This is a genomic window from Bradyrhizobium sp. F1.13.3 (assembly GCF_040548265.1).
Lineage (GTDB): Bacteria > Pseudomonadota > Alphaproteobacteria > Rhizobiales > Xanthobacteraceae > Bradyrhizobium.
The window spans coordinates 127,559-142,098 of the sequence record NZ_JBEPRI010000001.1; the positions used below are offsets into that span (position 1 = coordinate 127,559).

Genomic DNA, 14,540 nt, shown 5'->3' on the forward strand with positions numbered 1-14,540 from the left:
GTTGTGGCGCAGGGCAATACCTCCCGCATGCGGACGAACGCTCCGGCGCTGCTTTTATCTTTTGCAGACGGAACCGATCTCGCGTGCGATGCCTTTTCTTCGCCACATCATCGCGTATCGCGATCAGCCCCGCGGCCGGTACAGGCGGCGCCATTCCACAAGCCGCTCGGCATAGGCGTGCGCGAGCGCCGGCTCAGGCTCGAACGTCTCGACGCGCCGTGGCGCGGTGCAGACGGTCTCGATTGCCTCACCGGTGACGGCGAGGCGGCCGAGCCGCGCGGCGCCAAACGCCGCGCCGGTCTCGCCGTCGGCAAAGCGATGCACCGGCACGTTCAGGACATTGGCCAGCACCGCAAGCCAGAACCGCGACCGCGAGCCGCCGCCGATGACATCCGCCTCCGCGATCGCCAGTCCGGTCTCGGCGAGAACGTCCCGGCAATCCGCAAGCGCGAAGGCGACGCCTTCGAGCACGGCTTGCACGATCGCGTCGCGATTGGTGGCGTGACTGAGGCCATCGAGCATGCCGCGCACATCCGGATCATCGTGCGGGGTGCGTTCGCCGGAGAGGTACGGCAGGAAGCTGACCGGCGACGGCGCCATCGGGCGCAAGCCCAGCGGCGCCAGCAGGTCGGCCTCGGATGTCCCCAACAGCCGCGCGATCCAGGCCAGGCACGATGCCGCCGAGAGGATCGCGCCGGCTTGAATCCACCTGCCCGGGACGGCATGACAGAACGTGTGCACGACCCGCTCCGGGTTAGCCGCGATCGTCTCGGTCGGCACCAGTAATGCGCCGGAGGTTCCGAGCGAAATGAAGGCTGCGCCGGGATTGATCGCGCCGATGCCGACGGCTCCCGCCGGATTGTCGCCAGCCCCGCCGGCGAGCATCGGTCGCCCGGTCATGCCCCACCGCTGCGCCAACTCGCTCCGCAGCCGTGCCGCCGGCGCGCAGCCCTCGACTAGAAGCGGCATCTGTCGGCGCGAGAGAGAAGTCGCGGCGAGCCCCTCGTCAGACCAATCGCGGCTGGCAACATCGAGCCACAGCGAACCCGAGGCGTCCGAGACATCCTCGATCGCCTCGCCCGTCAGCACCAGGCGCAGATAGGCCTTTGGTTGCAGCACGAGTTTTGTCGCCGCGAAGATCTCCGGTTCGTGCCTGGCGACCCACAGCAGTTTTGGCGCGGTGAATCCCGGCATCGCCTTGTTGCCTGTCGTCGTCCGCAAGGCGGGCCAGCGCCGCTCAAGTTCGGCGCATTCCGCAAAGGACCGTCCGTCATTCCAGAGAATGCAGGGCCGCAACGGCGTGTGACCGGCATCGAGCAGCGTCGCGCCGTGCATCTGGCCGGACAGGCCGATGCCCTCGACCTCGGCCAGTTCGCGCGCGTGATCCGCCTTCAAGGCGTCCAGCGTCGCGAACGTAGCTTCGATCCATTGCGCCGGGTCCTGCTCGCAATGGCCGGGACGCGGCGAAGAGACCGTCAGCGACCGGCTCCGGCTCGCCACCACGCGCTGCGCGTCGTCGACCAGAACGATTTTGACGGCAGAGGTGCCGAGGTCGATGCCGAGATACATGATGTCACTTGCCTTGTGCATCCATGACTTTGCGGGCATGGCGTTCCGATGTTGGCATGCACCCGCCAATCATGTAACCCCACCCGAAACCTTCCCGGGACGCAACGCCCATGACCACCGCCGCCACCAACGGCGCGGGAGCCACCCGCGCGCTGATCCTTGCGCTGCTTGCGCTCGCCTGCGGGCACATGCTCTCGACCTTGCTGCGCACCATTCCGGCGGTCAGCCTCGATTTGATGGCGGCGGACTTCGGCATCGAGCCACAGGCGCTGGCGAGCCTCACCTCGGTCTACCCATTCGCGTTTGCGGCCGCGCAGATCCCGGTCGGTGCGGCGATGGACCGCTTTGGCGTCCGGCCGGTGTCGCTGAGCCTGCTCGCGGGAACCGTGGTCGGCGCCATCGCGTCCGCGTTCGCGACGGGGCCCGAAAGCTTCGCGGTCGGCCAGGTGCTGCTGGGCGTCGCCACCTCCGGCATGCTGATGTGCCCGATGACCTTGGCGGCCAAGCAATTGTCGGTCGCGCGCTTCGGGCTGTGGTCGGGCGCGATCCTCTCGATCGGCAATATCGGCATGCTGTTGTCGTCGAGCCCGCTCGCCTTCGTGGTCGACACCTACGGCTGGCGCGCCGGGTTCTGGATCTCGGCGCTCGGCGGCGTCGCCGTGGCGTTCGCGGTGTTCCTGCTGGTGCCGAACCAGCCGGCCGAGCACAAGGACGAATCCTCGCCGCTGTCGCAGATGATCGAGGTGCTCAGGCTCGGATTGTCGCGGCCCTTGCGCGGCCTGATCGCGCTGGCGCTGGTGTCGCTTGCGACCTCGCTGGTGCTGCGCGGCCTGTGGGGCGGGCCATGGCTGATGCAGGTCAAGGGATTGTCGCGGGTCGAGGCCGGCAACCAGCTCGGCGCGTTCACGCTGGCGATGATTGCGGGTCCGCTTGTCATCGGCATGATCGACCGCAGGATCGGCCGCCGCCGCGCGCTGGTGGCGGGAACGCACCTGGCCGGCGCATTGCTGCTGGCGCTGATGGCGTTAGGGGCGCCGCACTATGCCGTCTCGATGCTGCTCGGCCTTCCCGTGATGCCGCCGCAATACGACCTCGTGCTGTTCGTGCTCATTGGCCTGGCGACCTCGGCGCAGCCGCTGCTGTTCGGCATGTCGCGGCAGTTGGTCGACGCGCAAGTGGCAGGCAAGGCGCTCGCGGCGATCAACCTCGCCTTCTTCCTCGGCGCGGCGCTGATGCAGTCGATCACCGGCGCGGTGGCGGCGTTCGCGGGACTGCCGGCGGTGCTGCTGTTCATGGCAGCCATGCTTGGCATCGGCTCGCTGATCTTTTTGACTTATGCATCGTCGCGTTCGTAGTTCGTCGGGTGGGTCGAGCGGAAGGGAAAGCCATCGTATCGACCAGGTCGCGGACCACCGGAAGCCGCCCCATCGAACGGCTTCCGGATTTCGCATCAGCCCGAAGATCGTTCGCGCGCCGCAAAACGAATGGCGCGGGCCTTCGCGCTCTTTCCCGCCGCGCGCGCGGCGATCATGCTGCGTGCCTTGCCGTGGGTGCTCTTCCGGATCAGGGACGCAAGCCGCTTGCGTGCGCGGCTGGTCGTCAGCCGGGCTGCCAATTGCTCGGCCTTGCGAATGATGGTCGTGACAGAGGGCGTCAGGTTCACCGGAACCCAGGCGACATCTTTCGTCTTGGACAGGCTGCCGATGCCCTCGCAGGGCGCCTCGCGCGGCAGGTCGATCCGGATCGCGAGGGCTTCCGCGCGCTCGGTCCAGTCCTCGGCCTTGGTGCCGGTGATGATGCGGACATAGTCGCGTGTCTCACGCGGCAGTTCGCTCTCTTTGGCGAGCCATTTCTGGATCCGGCCGGGGCCTGCGTTGTAGGCGGCTGCGGCAAGTCCGAGATTGCCGAAATCGTCGCGCAGCTTGCGCAGGAATTTGGCCGACGCCGGCAGCGCCTTCATCGCATCGAACGGATCATCCAGCCCGACCTCCGCTGCCGTTTCCGGCATGAACTGTGCGACGCCTTGCGCGCCGGCCTGGCTCACTTCGTTCGACTTGAAGCGGCTCTCCTGCCAGATCAGGCGCGCGAAGAACGGCACCGGAATGCCGCTGGCTTCGGCGGCTCCACGGAGCGCGTGGCAGAAGCGCTCCGTCGGCGAAGCCGGCGCCTGCGCGACGGGTTCGACCGCGCGCGGCGGCTCGGGTGTCTCCTCATGGGACGCGCGTGCATTGGCGAGCTCGAGGGCCTGCACGCTTGCAAGGAACAGCTCGACCACGGGAACAAGTGGCGAGGCCTGAGTGTTTTGAAGAACGGCACGGTCGAAAGCTGATGTTTGGCGGGACGCCGACGGATCGAAGTCGCACATCAGAATCATGAACGCGGCGCAAGCCGCGACGACAAATCGCATTGCTGGAGCAACCTCGAACTGTGGGTGAACGGCCAGCGGTGCGCCGGCGATAAGGAGTTCTTAACCCTGCGATTGCGGCAAAGCTGCGGTCTCGCAGGTTCCGCAGGTGTTACTACGGTGTTCCCGCCGGGAAACACTTCTCTCCGCGATTTTGCGGGCATTGCGAATTGGACGAGCGAGATGATGCGGTGGATGCTTGGCGCGGTGATTTCGCTGTCGGTGATTTCTCCGGTGCTTGCGGGCAATCTCGATGCAGCAGCGGTGAACGATGCTTCGCGTCCCGCAAAGAAAATTGCCAGCGACAAGCTCAACGCCGCGATCGTGAAGCTTCAAATTCTGCTCGACCGTGCGCGGTTCTCGCCCGGGGAGATCGACGGCAAGCTCGGCGAGAATGCGCAGAAGGCGCTCAAGGCATTCGCCGAGCAGAACGGCGTTGCATCCGACAAAACGATCGTACCGGAGCTTTGGGACAAGTTGAATGCCGCGAGCGAAGGCCCTGTCCTCGTCGAATACAAGATCACGGACGCGGATGTGAAGGGCCCGTTTCTGAAGGAGCTGCCCGGCAAGCTCGACGACATGAAGCCGCTGAAGGCGCTGAGCTACACCAGTCCGCTCGAAGGCCTTGCCGAGAAATTCCACATGAGCGCCGATCTGCTCAGGACGCTCAACCCGGACAAGGCCTTCGACCAGGTCGGAGAGACCATCGTCGTTGCAAACGTTCCGGCGAGGCGTGAGTTGTCGCAGATCGCGCGGCTCGACGTCGACAAGAAGAACGGCACGTTGAAAGCATTCGATGGGGGCGGCACCCTGATTGCATTCTTTCCCGCGTCGATCGGAAGTCCGGATCGTCCGACGCCGAGCGGTACGCTCAAGGTCACCAGCACCCACGAGAATCCAGTCTATCACTACAACCCTGACTACAAGTTCAAAAGCGTCAAATCGAAACAGCCGTTCGATGTTCAGCCGGGCCCGAACAATCCGGTGGGAGCATACTGGATCGGCTTGTCCGCGCAGGGTTACGGCATCCACGGAACGGCGGAGCCCGACAGGGTCAGCAAGTCCGCGTCGCATGGCTGCGTCAGGCTGACCAATTGGGATGTGCGCGCGCTGGGCGAACACGTCAAGCGCGGCACGCCGGTGGTCTTCCTGGATGCGCCGACGGACTCCTCGTCCAGGCAGCAGGGGAAGTCCGGCGGCAGGCGCGCCTCGAATTAGTCTTTGGGAAAGTCCTTGCGCATCGCGATCTCGGCGGCATCGCCGGGCGACAGCACGGTCTGATCGAACGCTGCTTGCGGCCTCGTCATGATATCGTAGAGCGAGATGCCCTTGATCGGCTTGCCCATGAGCTCGCGGACGCAGTCGGCGAGCGTGCCGTTGTAGACGAGATAGGGCGGACCTCGATCCTTCTGCCTCTCGCCTTTGAGCGACGGCCACTTCTTCAGTTCGGCCGGCGCGTCATAGGCGATCGGCGATTTCTCTTTGAACATGCGCTTGGCCCCTGAAGGCGCGGGTAACCCAGAAGCCTAGGGCGGCCCGGTAAACGCTTGTTAAAGAATTAGTTCAAATCAGCCGGCAACAAAGGCGAGCAGGGTACCGTTCGCCTTGGCCGGCGGCACGCAGATCGCAGACCCGCTGCGCACCGCTGCCGAACCAAGCGCCTTCTCGGTGGCCGCAAGATCGCCACTCACGAGCACCAGGGCAGCGCCACCGCGTTCGGAAAGACCCGCGAGCGGCACCCCGGGATAGCGTTTGCCGAGCTGCTCCAGCGTCAAGTAAACGAAATCGGCACGATTGCCACCGGACGCCACGGTCACTGCGCCGTCGGCATCAGCCTTTGGCTCGCGGTCGATCAGCCGTCCCAGATGCCCGGCTTCCTTCGCGGGCTCGGGGGTCGCGATCAATGTCTGCTTGATGCGCTTGGCCGCATTGGCGTGCTTCATCAGCTCGGGAATCCACACCGTCTCGCGCGTCTTGTGCTGGCAGGCGAAAATGCGCACGCCGCCGGGCGCTTCCGCGGTCGGCCACATGAAGGTGCGGAATTTCGCCGCCGAGATCGTGCCATCAGGCAGCGTCACGGGCCTTTCGAAATCGGTCGGGCCGATCGGCTCCAGGCCACGTGCGCGGATTTCCTCCGCGCCGGCGGTGGAGTCGACCGCGGTGAAGGCGATGCGCTCGATGCCTTCGCCGCGCTTGTCGAGGAAGGCACGCGCCGGCGCGTTGTGCTCGGTCGCCGCGAGCACGCCGAGCAGCTCCATATAATCCGGGTCGAACATGATGGTGTAGTTGCCGGTGCCCATATGTGCGCTGTGAGTGCCGCGCGGCGAGATGGTGAAGCCGAGCTGCCGGTAATTTTCGGCGGCTTTGTCGAGGTCCTGAACCATGACCACGGCGTGGTCGATACCGATAACGTTCTTGAGGGCCACTGTTCTTTCCCCGAATGCAAACTGACTGGGCCGCCGTCGGCGGCCGCAAATCCTGTCTACGCCGGATAGGCGGCCAAGTCATTTTCAAATCGGCGGGACATGCGGAAATTTCATTCCGCGAAACGCGATATCGACGCGCGATGGCGTCAGCGCGCCTGCTCGATATAGGCGGCGAGGATGGCGCGCTCCTCGCTGGTCATTTCGGTGATGTTGCCCGGCGGCATCGCATTGGACCAGGCGGCGACGCGGCCGATCAGGCGGATGTTGCGATGGATGTGCTCGGGCGCGTCGAGCAATATGCCCTTCGGCGCGGTGACGATGCCGGCCCAGACCGGCTCGGCCGCGTGGCACATGCTGCAGCGGGACATCACGATCTCCTCGACATTGGCAAGCGTCGGCTGCGCCGACAGCGCGCTTGTCTTGACTTCGCGCGGGCCGGCCGCGGAGAGGAAGAGAATTGCGATCACGCCCGCCGCTGCGATGCCCCACACCCACCACGGCGATTTGCGCCCGGCATGCCGCTCGTTGAAGAAGTGGCGGATCACGGGGCCGAGCGCCAGGATGATCGCGACGATGATCCAGTTGAAGCGGGTGGCGTAGAGCAGGGGATAGTGGTTGCTGATCATCAGCACGACGACAGGCAGCGTCAGATAGTTGTTGTGGACCGAGCGCTCCTTGCTGGTCTTGCCGAGCTTCGGATCGGGCGCCTGTCCTGCGAGAAGGGCGGTTACGATCTTCTTCTGGTTCGGGATGATCAGCGTGAAGACGTTGGCGACCATGATGGTGCCGATGATCGCCCCGATCTGGTTGAAGGCGCCGCGGCCGCTCAGCACGTGGGTGAAAGCATAGGTCAATGCGACCAGGAACAGATAGCCGCCGATGGCGAAGGGCAGTTCGCGCTGCGCCAGCCCGGTGCGGCAGGCGCCTTCATAGAGCAGCCATGCCAGCGCGAGGCTGCAGAGGCTGAACAAGCCGGCCTGGAATGGCGTGAGGTCGAGGATCGACTTGTCGACCAGGAACAGATCGGCCTCGAGATAATACACCACCACCATCAGCGCGAAGCCGGACAGCCAGGTGGTGTAGGCCTCCCATTTGAACCAGGTCAGCTCATCCGGCATCTGGGCGGGCGCGACCAGATATTTCATGATCCGGTAGAACCCGCCGCCATGGACCTGCCAGGCCTCGCCCTGCACGCCGTCCGGTAGATCGCTCCTGGGCTTAAGGCTGAGATCGAGGGCGATGAAATAGAAGGAACTGCCGATCCAGGCGATCGCGGCGACCACGTGCAGCCAGCGGAGCAGCAGGCTCGCCCATTCCGATATGATGGATCCCCACATGATCACCCCAACAGATGCGACACCAATGCCGCAGCTTGATGACCGCGACCGGCGGTCCCGCCCTTACAATGTGTCGCACCGATCAGCCGCATTTTCCAGTACGATGGGCTGCGGCTGATGCACATCGTGCGGGCATGAGCTGACGTGGGATTCGGCAGGCATTTGACCTGTCGCAGAACGTTTGCGTGTTGATCGGCGTTGATACGCCAGACGTAACGGCCGGGAGGGAACGACGTGAAGAACAGGATTTCGTTCGTGGCGATGTCCGCGGGATGGCTGGTCGCTGTCGCGACCTGCGCACAGGCGGAGCCGGTGCTGCAAGGCAAGGACGCCTACGGCGATTGGCAGGCCGACAAGCCCGGCACGGTCAGGTTGATCCGGCCGCGGGATCTGGTCAGACCCGGGGCCACGCGGTCGGTTGCGAGTTCATCGCGCGTGGTGCCGCGCCCGGCGGAGGGGGCGCTTCAGGTGCCGGCCGGCTTCAAGATCGAGCTGTTCGCCGAGGGTCTGCGCGCCCCGCGCATCGTGCGCGTGGCGCCGAACGGCGATGTCTTCGTCGCCGAGACGCGCGCGGGCAACATCCGCGTGTTGCGCGCCGGCGAAGGAGGCAAGGTCGCGACCAACGAGGTGTTCGCTGCCGGACTGAGGCAGCCGTTCGGCATCGCCTTTTTCCCGAACGGCGACAATCCGCAGTGGGTCTACGTCGCCAACACCGACAGCGTCGTCCGCTTTCCCTATCAGGCCGGCGATCTAAAGGCGCGCGGCAAGGCGGAGGCGATCGTGGCGAGCCTGCCGCACGACGGCGGCCACTCTACCCGCGACATCGTGTTCACGCCGGACAACAAGCGCATGCTGGTATCGGTCGGCTCGCTCAGCAATGTTGCCGAGGGCATGGGCTCGCCGCCGGGTGGCGTGGAAGCCTGGTCGAAAGCGCAGCCGCTCGGTGCGGCCTGGGCGAGCGAGACCGAACGCGCCACCGTGCTCGCCTTTACCCCCGAGGGCAAGGAGCGGAAGATCTACGCCACCGGGATCCGCAACTGCGTCGGTCTTGCGATCCAGCCGCAGACCGGGCTGCCCTGGTGCTCGACCAACGAGCGCGACGGCCTCGGCGACGATCTCGTGCCTGACTATGTGACCAGCGTGAAGGAAGGCGCGTTCTACGGCTGGCCGTGGTTCTATATCGGCGGCAATGAAGACCCCCGCCACGCCGGCGCGCGGCCGGACCTCAAGGACAAGGTGACAGTGCCCGACGTGCTGGTGCAGCCGCACTCGGCCTCGCTCGGCATGACTTTTTATCAGGGCACGCAGTTTCCATCCGAATACCAGGGCGATGCCTTTGCCGCTGAGCACGGCTCCTGGAACAGGTCGAAGCGCACCGGCTACAAGGTGATCCGCATCCGGATGAAGCACGGCAAGCCGACCGGCGAGTACGAGGATTTCGTCACGGGATTCGTGGTGAGCGACACCGAGGTGTGGGGGCGGCCGGTCGGAGTTGCGGTGGCGAAAGATGGATCGCTGCTGGTGTCGGAGGATGGCAACGGGACGATCTGGCGGGTGACAGGCGTGCGCTGAGCCGCGGCGCAGGTGCACCCTCGCCCCTTGCGGGAGAGGGTGGCTCGCCGCGCAGCGGCGAGACGGGTGAGGGGTTCTATCCGCGAGTCCCTTTGCCAGTTGAGTTCATGGATGCAACCCCTCATCCGGCGCTTCGCGCCACCTTCTCCCGCAAGGGGAGAAGGAAGAGCAGCGTGCTTGGGATGTCTACCCCCTCCGCACACTCGCTCCGCCATCCACCGGCAACGTCACACCGGTGATGAAATTGGCCTCGTCCGATGCCAGGAACAGCGCGGCATTCGCGACGTCCCAACCCGTGCCCATCTTCTTGCGCAGCGGCACCTTGCTGTCGCGTTCGGCTTCGACTTCGGCGCGGGTCTTGTGCCATTCGCGGGCGCGGGTGTCGACGGCCATCGGCGTGTTCATCAGGCCCGGCAGGATGACGTTGGCGCGGATGCCGTATTCGGCGTTCTGGTAGGCGAGCTGTTCGGTGAAGGCGATCATCGCCGACTTCGTCGCCTTGTAGGCGACATAAGGGTAGGTGGTGATCGCCGCCATCGAGGAGATGTTGATGATCGCGCCGCTTCCTTGCGCACGCATGATCGGGATCACCTCTTTCGCCGCCCAAATGCAGCTCTTCAGATTGATGGCGACGACGCGGTCGAACGCCTCCTCGGTGATTTGCAGCAGCTCGGCGTCGCCGCCGGACAGGCTGACGCCGACATTGTTGTGCAGCACGTCGATCCGGCCCCAGCGCGCCTGTGCCTCCGCGACCATCGCCTTGATGTCGGCGGACTTGGTCACGTCGGCCTTGAACGCCGCGGCGGTGCCGTTTTTCTCGGCGATCAGGCTGACGGTTTCCTGCGCCGATTCCAGATGATGATCGACGCACAACACCTTGGCGCCCTCGCGCGCGAAGGTCAGCGCAGTGGCGCGGCCGTTGCCCATGCCTTCGCCGGGGCTTTGCCCGGCCCCGACCACGATGGCGACCTTGTCGTTCAGACGCATGACGTTTTTCTCCCTGCTTTTCCATTACGATAGCACGGGCTGTCAGCGGTCAAAGGCCGATCATGCCGCCTGATGGTCGCATCGGATGCACGCTGTCCCGCCGAACATGCATGGCTGCGTCGTCAGCGCGAAAGCACATGCACGCCAATGGCTTGCTGCTGCGCAGGAACCGACCTCGCACGATCGCGTTTGTTGCGGAGCCTTTCCCGCGCTAGGCTCTGTCCCGGGGCTTCCCAACCGCCAGTGGCTTGCCGATGAATCTGCTCGATCCACAAGGGCCTGTGGCTGCGGCCAACAGCACTATCCTGGTCGATTCCGTCTTCATCATGCTCGCGATCGTGGTGCCGACCATCATCGCCATCCTGGCCTTCGCGTTCTGGTTTCGCGCCTCCAATCCCAAAGCAAAATTTCAGCCCGACTTCGTTTATTCCGGGCGGGTGGAGATGGTGGTGTGGGCGATCCCCGCGCTCACCGTGATCCTGCTCGGTGGCGTCGCCTGGATCGGCTCGCACCAGCTCGATCCCGCAGCGCCGGTGCCCGGCACCGGCAGCCCGGTCCGCATTCAGGCCGTCTCGCTCGACTGGAAATGGCTGTTCATCTATCCGGACCAGCGCATTGCCACCATCAACACGCTGACGGTGCCGGCTGGCGCCGAACTGAATTTCCAGCTGACGTCGTCGAGCGTGATGAACACCTTCTTTATCCCGCAGCTCGGCAGCATGATCTACACCATGAACGGCATGGTGACGAAGCTGAACCTGCGCGCCGACAACGAAGGCAAGCTGCAGGGCCTGTCGGCGCATTTCTCCGGCGACGGCTTTCCGGACATGATGTTCGACGTCAACGTGGTCTCGCCGCTCGCCTTTCCGGAATGGGTCGCGACCACGGCGAAGAGCGATGCTGTCCTCAATGAGGATAGCTACAAGAAGTTGATGCAGCAGGGCATCGAAAAGGGCAGGCCGACCTACCGGCTCGACGATCCCCGGCTGTTCGACCTGATCGCGACCCAGCACATTCCGCCAGGACCGGGTCCGGAGCTCGCATCCGAAGCAGGCCGGTCGCACAGTGGAGGCCATGATGCTCGGTAAGCTCGATTGGTCGGCCATTCCGTTCGACCAGCCGATACCGCTGATCGCAGGCGGCGTGGTGTTGGTCGGCATTCTCGCCGTGCTGGCCTGGGTCGTGGTGAAGGGGCATCTGCCCTATCTCTGGCACGAATGGATCACAAGCGTCGACCACAAGCGGATCGGCGAAATGTACATCCTGCTGGCGTCGGTGATGCTGCTGCGTGGCGGCAGCGACGCCATCATGATGCGGATCCAGCAGGCGGTCGCCTATCAGTCCCAGGGCTATCTGCCGCCGGAGCACTACAACCAGATATTCTCCGCGCACGGCACCATCATGATCTTCTTCGTGGCGATGCCGTTCGTCATCGGGCTGATGAATCTCATCGTGCCGCTTCAGCTTGGCGTACGGGATGTGGCTTTCCCGACGCTCAATTCGGTCGGCTTCTGGCTGACCGCGACCGGTGCGCTGCTGGTCAATCTCTCGCTCGTGATCGGCGAGTTCGCCCGCACCGGCTGGCTCGCGTTTCCGCCGCTGTCGGAGCTGTCCTACTCGCCGGGTGTCGGTGTCGACTATTACGCGTGGTCGCTGCAGATCTCCGGCGTCGGCACGCTGGTGGCCGGCATCAATCTCGTGACGACGGTGCTGAAGCTGCGCACCAAAGGCATGAACTATCTGCGCATGCCGATGTTCTGCTGGACCACGCTGGCCTCGAACCTCCTCATCGTCGCGGCCTTCCCGATTCTGACCGCCACCCTCGCGATGTTGCTGCTCGACCGCTATCTCGGCTTCCACTTCTTCACCAACGAGGCCGGCGGCAATGTCATGATGTTCATGAACCTGATCTGGGCCTGGGGGCATCCCGAGGTCTACATCCTTGTGCTGCCGGCCTTCGGCATCTTCTCCGAGGTGGTCTCCACCTTCTCGGGCAAGGCGCTATTCGGCTATCGCTCGATGGTGCTGGCGACCATGGCGATCTGCGTCATCTCCTTCATGGTCTGGCTGCATCACTTCTTCACGATGGGCGCGGGCCCCGACGTCAACGCCATCTTCGGCATCGCCAGCATGATCATCGCGATACCGACCGGGGTGAAGATCTACAACTGGCTGTTCACGATGTACGGCGGACGCATCCGCTTCGAGACGCCGATGCTGTGGTCGATAGGCTTCATGGTCACCTTCATCATCGGCGGATTGACGGGCGTGCTGGTCGCGGTGCCGCCGGCCGATTTCATCCTCCACAACAGCATGTTTCTGGTCGCGCATTTCCACAACGTCATCATCGGCGGCGTGCTTTTCGGCGCCTTCGCCGGATTCGAGTACTGGTTCCCGAAGGCGTTCGGCTTTCGCCTCAACGACCGCTGGGGCAAGCTCGCGTTCTGGTTCACTTTCCTCGGCTTCTACGTCACCTTCATCCCGCTCTACGTCGCTGGCATGCTCGGCATGACACGGCGCATGCAGCACTATGACGTCGCGGCGTGGCGGCCCTGGATGCTGGTCGCAGCCGTCGGCATGGCCGTGCTGACGATTGGCGTGATCTGCCAGATCGTGCAGATCGTGGTCAGCATCCGCAACCGCGAGGCCCTGCGGGATCGCACCGGCGATCCCTGGGACGGCCGCTCACTGGAATGGGCGACGTCGTCGCCGCCGCCGGTTTTCAACTTCGCTTTCAATCCCGATGTGCGCGGCGAGGATGCCTATTGGGACATGAAGGCTCATGCCAAGCAGCAATCGCTCGATCATGATGCGCCCGAGTATCAGGACATCGAGATGCCCAGGAACTCGCCGACCGGATTCGTCTGCGCGTTCTTCGCCACCGTCATGGGGTTTGCGCTGATCTGGCACATCTGGTGGATGGTGATTTTGGGCGGCATCGGAGCGTTCGCGACCTTCGTCGTGTTCGCCTGGCGCGACCATGACGAATACGTCATTCCGGCCGACGAAGTCGCGGCGATAGACCGCGTCAATCTCGAGGAGCGGCGCAATCTTGTCAGCATGGCGGGGACAGTCTGATGTCAATGACCGCGACCGCCGGCCGTGCGCACGCCGATCCCCATCACATCGGGCTCGTCATCGAGCATCCCGGCCCGGCGCCGAAGCGCATCGTGACCGCCTATGGCTTCTGGATATTTCTGCTCTCAGACATCGTGATGTTCTCCTGCTTCTTTGCGGCCTACGCGGTGCTGGCCGACCAGACCGCCGGCGGCCCGAAGGGTTCGGAGATATTCGAGCAGCGAAACGTCGCGATCGAGACGGTCTGTCTGCTGCTGTCGAGCTTCACCTGTGGCATGGCGAGTATCGCGGCCGATGTGCGCAACCGGTTCTGGTTCTATCTCGGGATGGCGGTGACGTGTTTGCTCGGCCTCATCTTCCTGGTCATTGAGTTTCGCGAGTTCGCCGATCTCGTCGCGCGAGGCTATGGCCCGTCGCGCAGCGCCTTCCTCACAGCGTTCTTCTCGCTGGTCGGCTGCCACGGCCTCCACGTCTCGGCCGGCATCTTGTGGCTCCTCACCATGATGGCCCAGGTCTTCGCAAAGGGTTTTCGTGCCGACGTGCTGCGCCGGATGATGTGCTTTGCGTTGTTCTGGCATGCGCTAGACATCGTCTGGGTCGGGGTCTTCTCCGTCGTCTATTTGCTTGGGAGTGGCGTATGAGCGATCAGGCACATATGCGGACCGAACACGACCTCGCGCCGGGCGAGGAAGAACAACACAGTGTCGGCACCAGGATCCTCGGCTATGTGGTCGGCCTCGTGCTTGCGCTGCTGCTCACGGCGACCTCGTTCTTCATCGCCGGCACCGATCTGGTCTGGCAGCCTTCCATTCCCGTCGCGCTGATCGTGCTGGCCATCGCGCAGATGGGCGTGCACCTCGTGTTCTTCCTGCACATCACCACCGGCCCCGACAACACCAATAACGTGCTGGCGCTGGCGTTCGGGCTGCTGGTCGTGTTCCTGGTGGTCGGCGGCACCGTCTGGATCATGGCGCATCTGAATGCGAACATGCCGGCGATGGATCAGATCATGCCGATGCGCCGCTAGGAGCGCACAAAAAAGAAGAGCCGCTTGTTGTGACAAGCGGCCCAAGTCTAGGGAGGAAACGCCCAAGCAAAGCAATCGGACCGAAGCCGGATTGCCGCCAAGGAAACGCTCGCGCAAAGCGCTTGCGTACGCTTACAAAT

General features: G+C 64.3%; 13 protein-coding genes. 7 read left to right on the top strand and 6 right to left on the bottom strand.

Annotation, left to right across the window (positions count from 1 at the left end; all coding sequences use genetic code 11):
- Nucleotides 1-123: 123 nt before the first annotated feature.
- A complete protein-coding gene (xylB, locus tag ABIB66_RS00650; protein WP_354207359.1) occupies nt 124-1,569 on the bottom strand; it encodes a xylulokinase in 1,446 nt (481 codons plus the stop codon).
- A 110-nt stretch (nt 1,570-1,679) separates the two neighbouring features.
- Between xylB and ABIB66_RS00655 the strand changes: the two genes are divergently transcribed.
- Nucleotides 1,680-2,924, top strand: a complete 1,245-nt coding sequence (locus ABIB66_RS00655) for an MFS transporter (protein WP_354207319.1) — start codon at nt 1,680-1,682, stop codon at nt 2,922-2,924.
- Between the two features lie 95 nt (nt 2,925-3,019).
- Here ABIB66_RS00655 and ABIB66_RS00660 read toward each other — a convergent pair whose 3' ends face one another.
- Nucleotides 3,020-3,976 carry a lytic transglycosylase domain-containing protein gene (locus ABIB66_RS00660; RefSeq protein ID WP_354207317.1) on the bottom strand — a complete coding sequence of 319 codons (957 nt, stop codon included), beginning with the start codon at nt 3,974-3,976 and terminating at the stop codon, nt 3,020-3,022.
- Nucleotides 3,977-4,156: 180 nt separating this feature from the next.
- Here ABIB66_RS00660 and ABIB66_RS00665 point away from each other — a divergent pair, with 180 nt between their 5' ends.
- Nucleotides 4,157-5,191: a L,D-transpeptidase family protein gene (locus ABIB66_RS00665; protein ID WP_354254015.1), complete on the top strand. Its 1,035-nt coding sequence runs from the start codon at nt 4,157-4,159 to the stop codon at nt 5,189-5,191.
- Here the strand turns inward: ABIB66_RS00665 and ABIB66_RS00670 are convergent.
- The 3 genes from ABIB66_RS00670 to ABIB66_RS00680 all read right to left on the bottom strand — a co-directional run bounded on the left by ABIB66_RS00670 (nt 5,188) and on the right by ABIB66_RS00680 (nt 7,736).
- Nucleotides 5,188-5,463 carry a hypothetical protein gene (locus ABIB66_RS00670; RefSeq protein WP_027516602.1) on the bottom strand — a complete coding sequence of 92 codons (276 nt, stop codon included), beginning with the start codon at nt 5,461-5,463 and terminating at the stop codon, nt 5,188-5,190. The genes ABIB66_RS00665 and ABIB66_RS00670 overlap by 4 nt on opposite strands.
- Nucleotides 5,464-5,541: 78 nt before the next feature.
- Complete coding sequence (locus ABIB66_RS00675) at nt 5,542-6,399, bottom strand: VOC family protein (protein WP_275170367.1); 858 nt, start codon at nt 6,397-6,399, stop codon at nt 5,542-5,544.
- 146 nt (nt 6,400-6,545) lie between these two features.
- The gene (locus ABIB66_RS00680) at nt 6,546-7,736 is read right to left on the bottom strand and encodes a urate hydroxylase PuuD (RefSeq protein ID WP_354207312.1); all 1,191 of its coding nucleotides are present in this window, start codon (nt 7,734-7,736) and stop codon (nt 6,546-6,548) included.
- A gap of 234 nt (nt 7,737-7,970) precedes the next feature.
- Here ABIB66_RS00680 and ABIB66_RS00685 point away from each other — a divergent pair, with 234 nt between their 5' ends.
- A complete protein-coding gene (locus tag ABIB66_RS00685; RefSeq protein ID WP_354207310.1) occupies nt 7,971-9,308 on the top strand; it encodes a PQQ-dependent sugar dehydrogenase in 1,338 nt (445 codons plus the stop codon).
- A gap of 186 nt (nt 9,309-9,494) precedes the next feature.
- Here ABIB66_RS00685 and ABIB66_RS00690 read toward each other — a convergent pair whose 3' ends face one another.
- Nucleotides 9,495-10,295 (bottom strand): SDR family NAD(P)-dependent oxidoreductase, encoded by an 801-nt coding sequence (locus ABIB66_RS00690; RefSeq protein WP_354207308.1) that lies wholly within the window; start codon nt 10,293-10,295, stop codon nt 9,495-9,497.
- Nucleotides 10,296-10,549: 254 nt separating this feature from the next.
- Between ABIB66_RS00690 and ABIB66_RS00695 the strand changes: the two genes are divergently transcribed.
- The 4 genes from ABIB66_RS00695 to cyoD are packed head-to-tail and all read left to right on the top strand — an operon-like array spanning nt 10,550 to nt 14,400.
- A complete protein-coding gene (locus ABIB66_RS00695) occupies nt 10,550-11,383 on the top strand; it encodes a cytochrome ubiquinol oxidase subunit II family protein (RefSeq protein WP_354056725.1) in 834 nt (277 codons plus the stop codon).
- Nucleotides 11,373-13,373 carry a cytochrome o ubiquinol oxidase subunit I gene (gene cyoB, locus ABIB66_RS00700; RefSeq protein WP_354207306.1) on the top strand — a complete coding sequence of 667 codons (2,001 nt, stop codon included), beginning with the start codon at nt 11,373-11,375 and terminating at the stop codon, nt 13,371-13,373. Before ABIB66_RS00695 ends, cyoB begins: the two co-directional genes overlap by 11 nt.
- Entirely contained in the window at nt 13,373-14,014 is a 642-nt protein-coding gene (locus tag ABIB66_RS00705; RefSeq protein ID WP_275170372.1) for a cytochrome (ubi)quinol oxidase subunit III, read from the top strand. The genes cyoB and ABIB66_RS00705 overlap by 1 nt, the downstream gene beginning before the upstream one ends.
- Nucleotides 14,011-14,400 (top strand): cytochrome o ubiquinol oxidase subunit IV, encoded by a 390-nt coding sequence (gene cyoD, locus ABIB66_RS00710; RefSeq protein WP_007594086.1) that lies wholly within the window; start codon nt 14,011-14,013, stop codon nt 14,398-14,400. The genes ABIB66_RS00705 and cyoD overlap by 4 nt, the downstream gene beginning before the upstream one ends.
- The last annotated feature ends 140 nt before the right edge of the window (nt 14,401-14,540 follow it).

Bases quoted from the DNA above. Each gene is read 5' to 3' on its own strand.
- ABIB66_RS00705 (WP_275170372.1), top strand. From the start codon at position 13,373: ATGTCAATGACCGCGACCGCCGGCCGTGCGCACGCCGATCCCCATCAC.
- ABIB66_RS00690 (WP_354207308.1), bottom strand. From the start codon at position 10,295: ATGCGTCTGAACGACAAGGTCGCCATCGTGGTCGGGGCCGGGCAAAGC.
- ABIB66_RS00655 (WP_354207319.1), top strand. From the start codon at position 1,680: ATGACCACCGCCGCCACCAACGGCGCGGGAGCCACCCGCGCGCTGATC.
- ABIB66_RS00695 (WP_354056725.1), top strand. From the start codon at position 10,550: ATGAATCTGCTCGATCCACAAGGGCCTGTGGCTGCGGCCAACAGCACT.
- ABIB66_RS00660 (WP_354207317.1), bottom strand. From the start codon at position 3,976: ATGCGATTTGTCGTCGCGGCTTGCGCCGCGTTCATGATTCTGATGTGC.
- ABIB66_RS00670 (WP_027516602.1), bottom strand. From the start codon at position 5,463: ATGTTCAAAGAGAAATCGCCGATCGCCTATGACGCGCCGGCCGAACTG.
- cyoD (WP_007594086.1), top strand. From the start codon at position 14,011: ATGAGCGATCAGGCACATATGCGGACCGAACACGACCTCGCGCCGGGC.
- ABIB66_RS00665 (WP_354254015.1), top strand. From the start codon at position 4,157: ATGATGCGGTGGATGCTTGGCGCGGTGATTTCGCTGTCGGTGATTTCT.
- ABIB66_RS00680 (WP_354207312.1), bottom strand. From the start codon at position 7,736: ATGTGGGGATCCATCATATCGGAATGGGCGAGCCTGCTGCTCCGCTGG.
- cyoB (WP_354207306.1), top strand. From the start codon at position 11,373: ATGCTCGGTAAGCTCGATTGGTCGGCCATTCCGTTCGACCAGCCGATA.
- xylB (WP_354207359.1), bottom strand. From the start codon at position 1,569: ATGTATCTCGGCATCGACCTCGGCACCTCTGCCGTCAAAATCGTTCTG.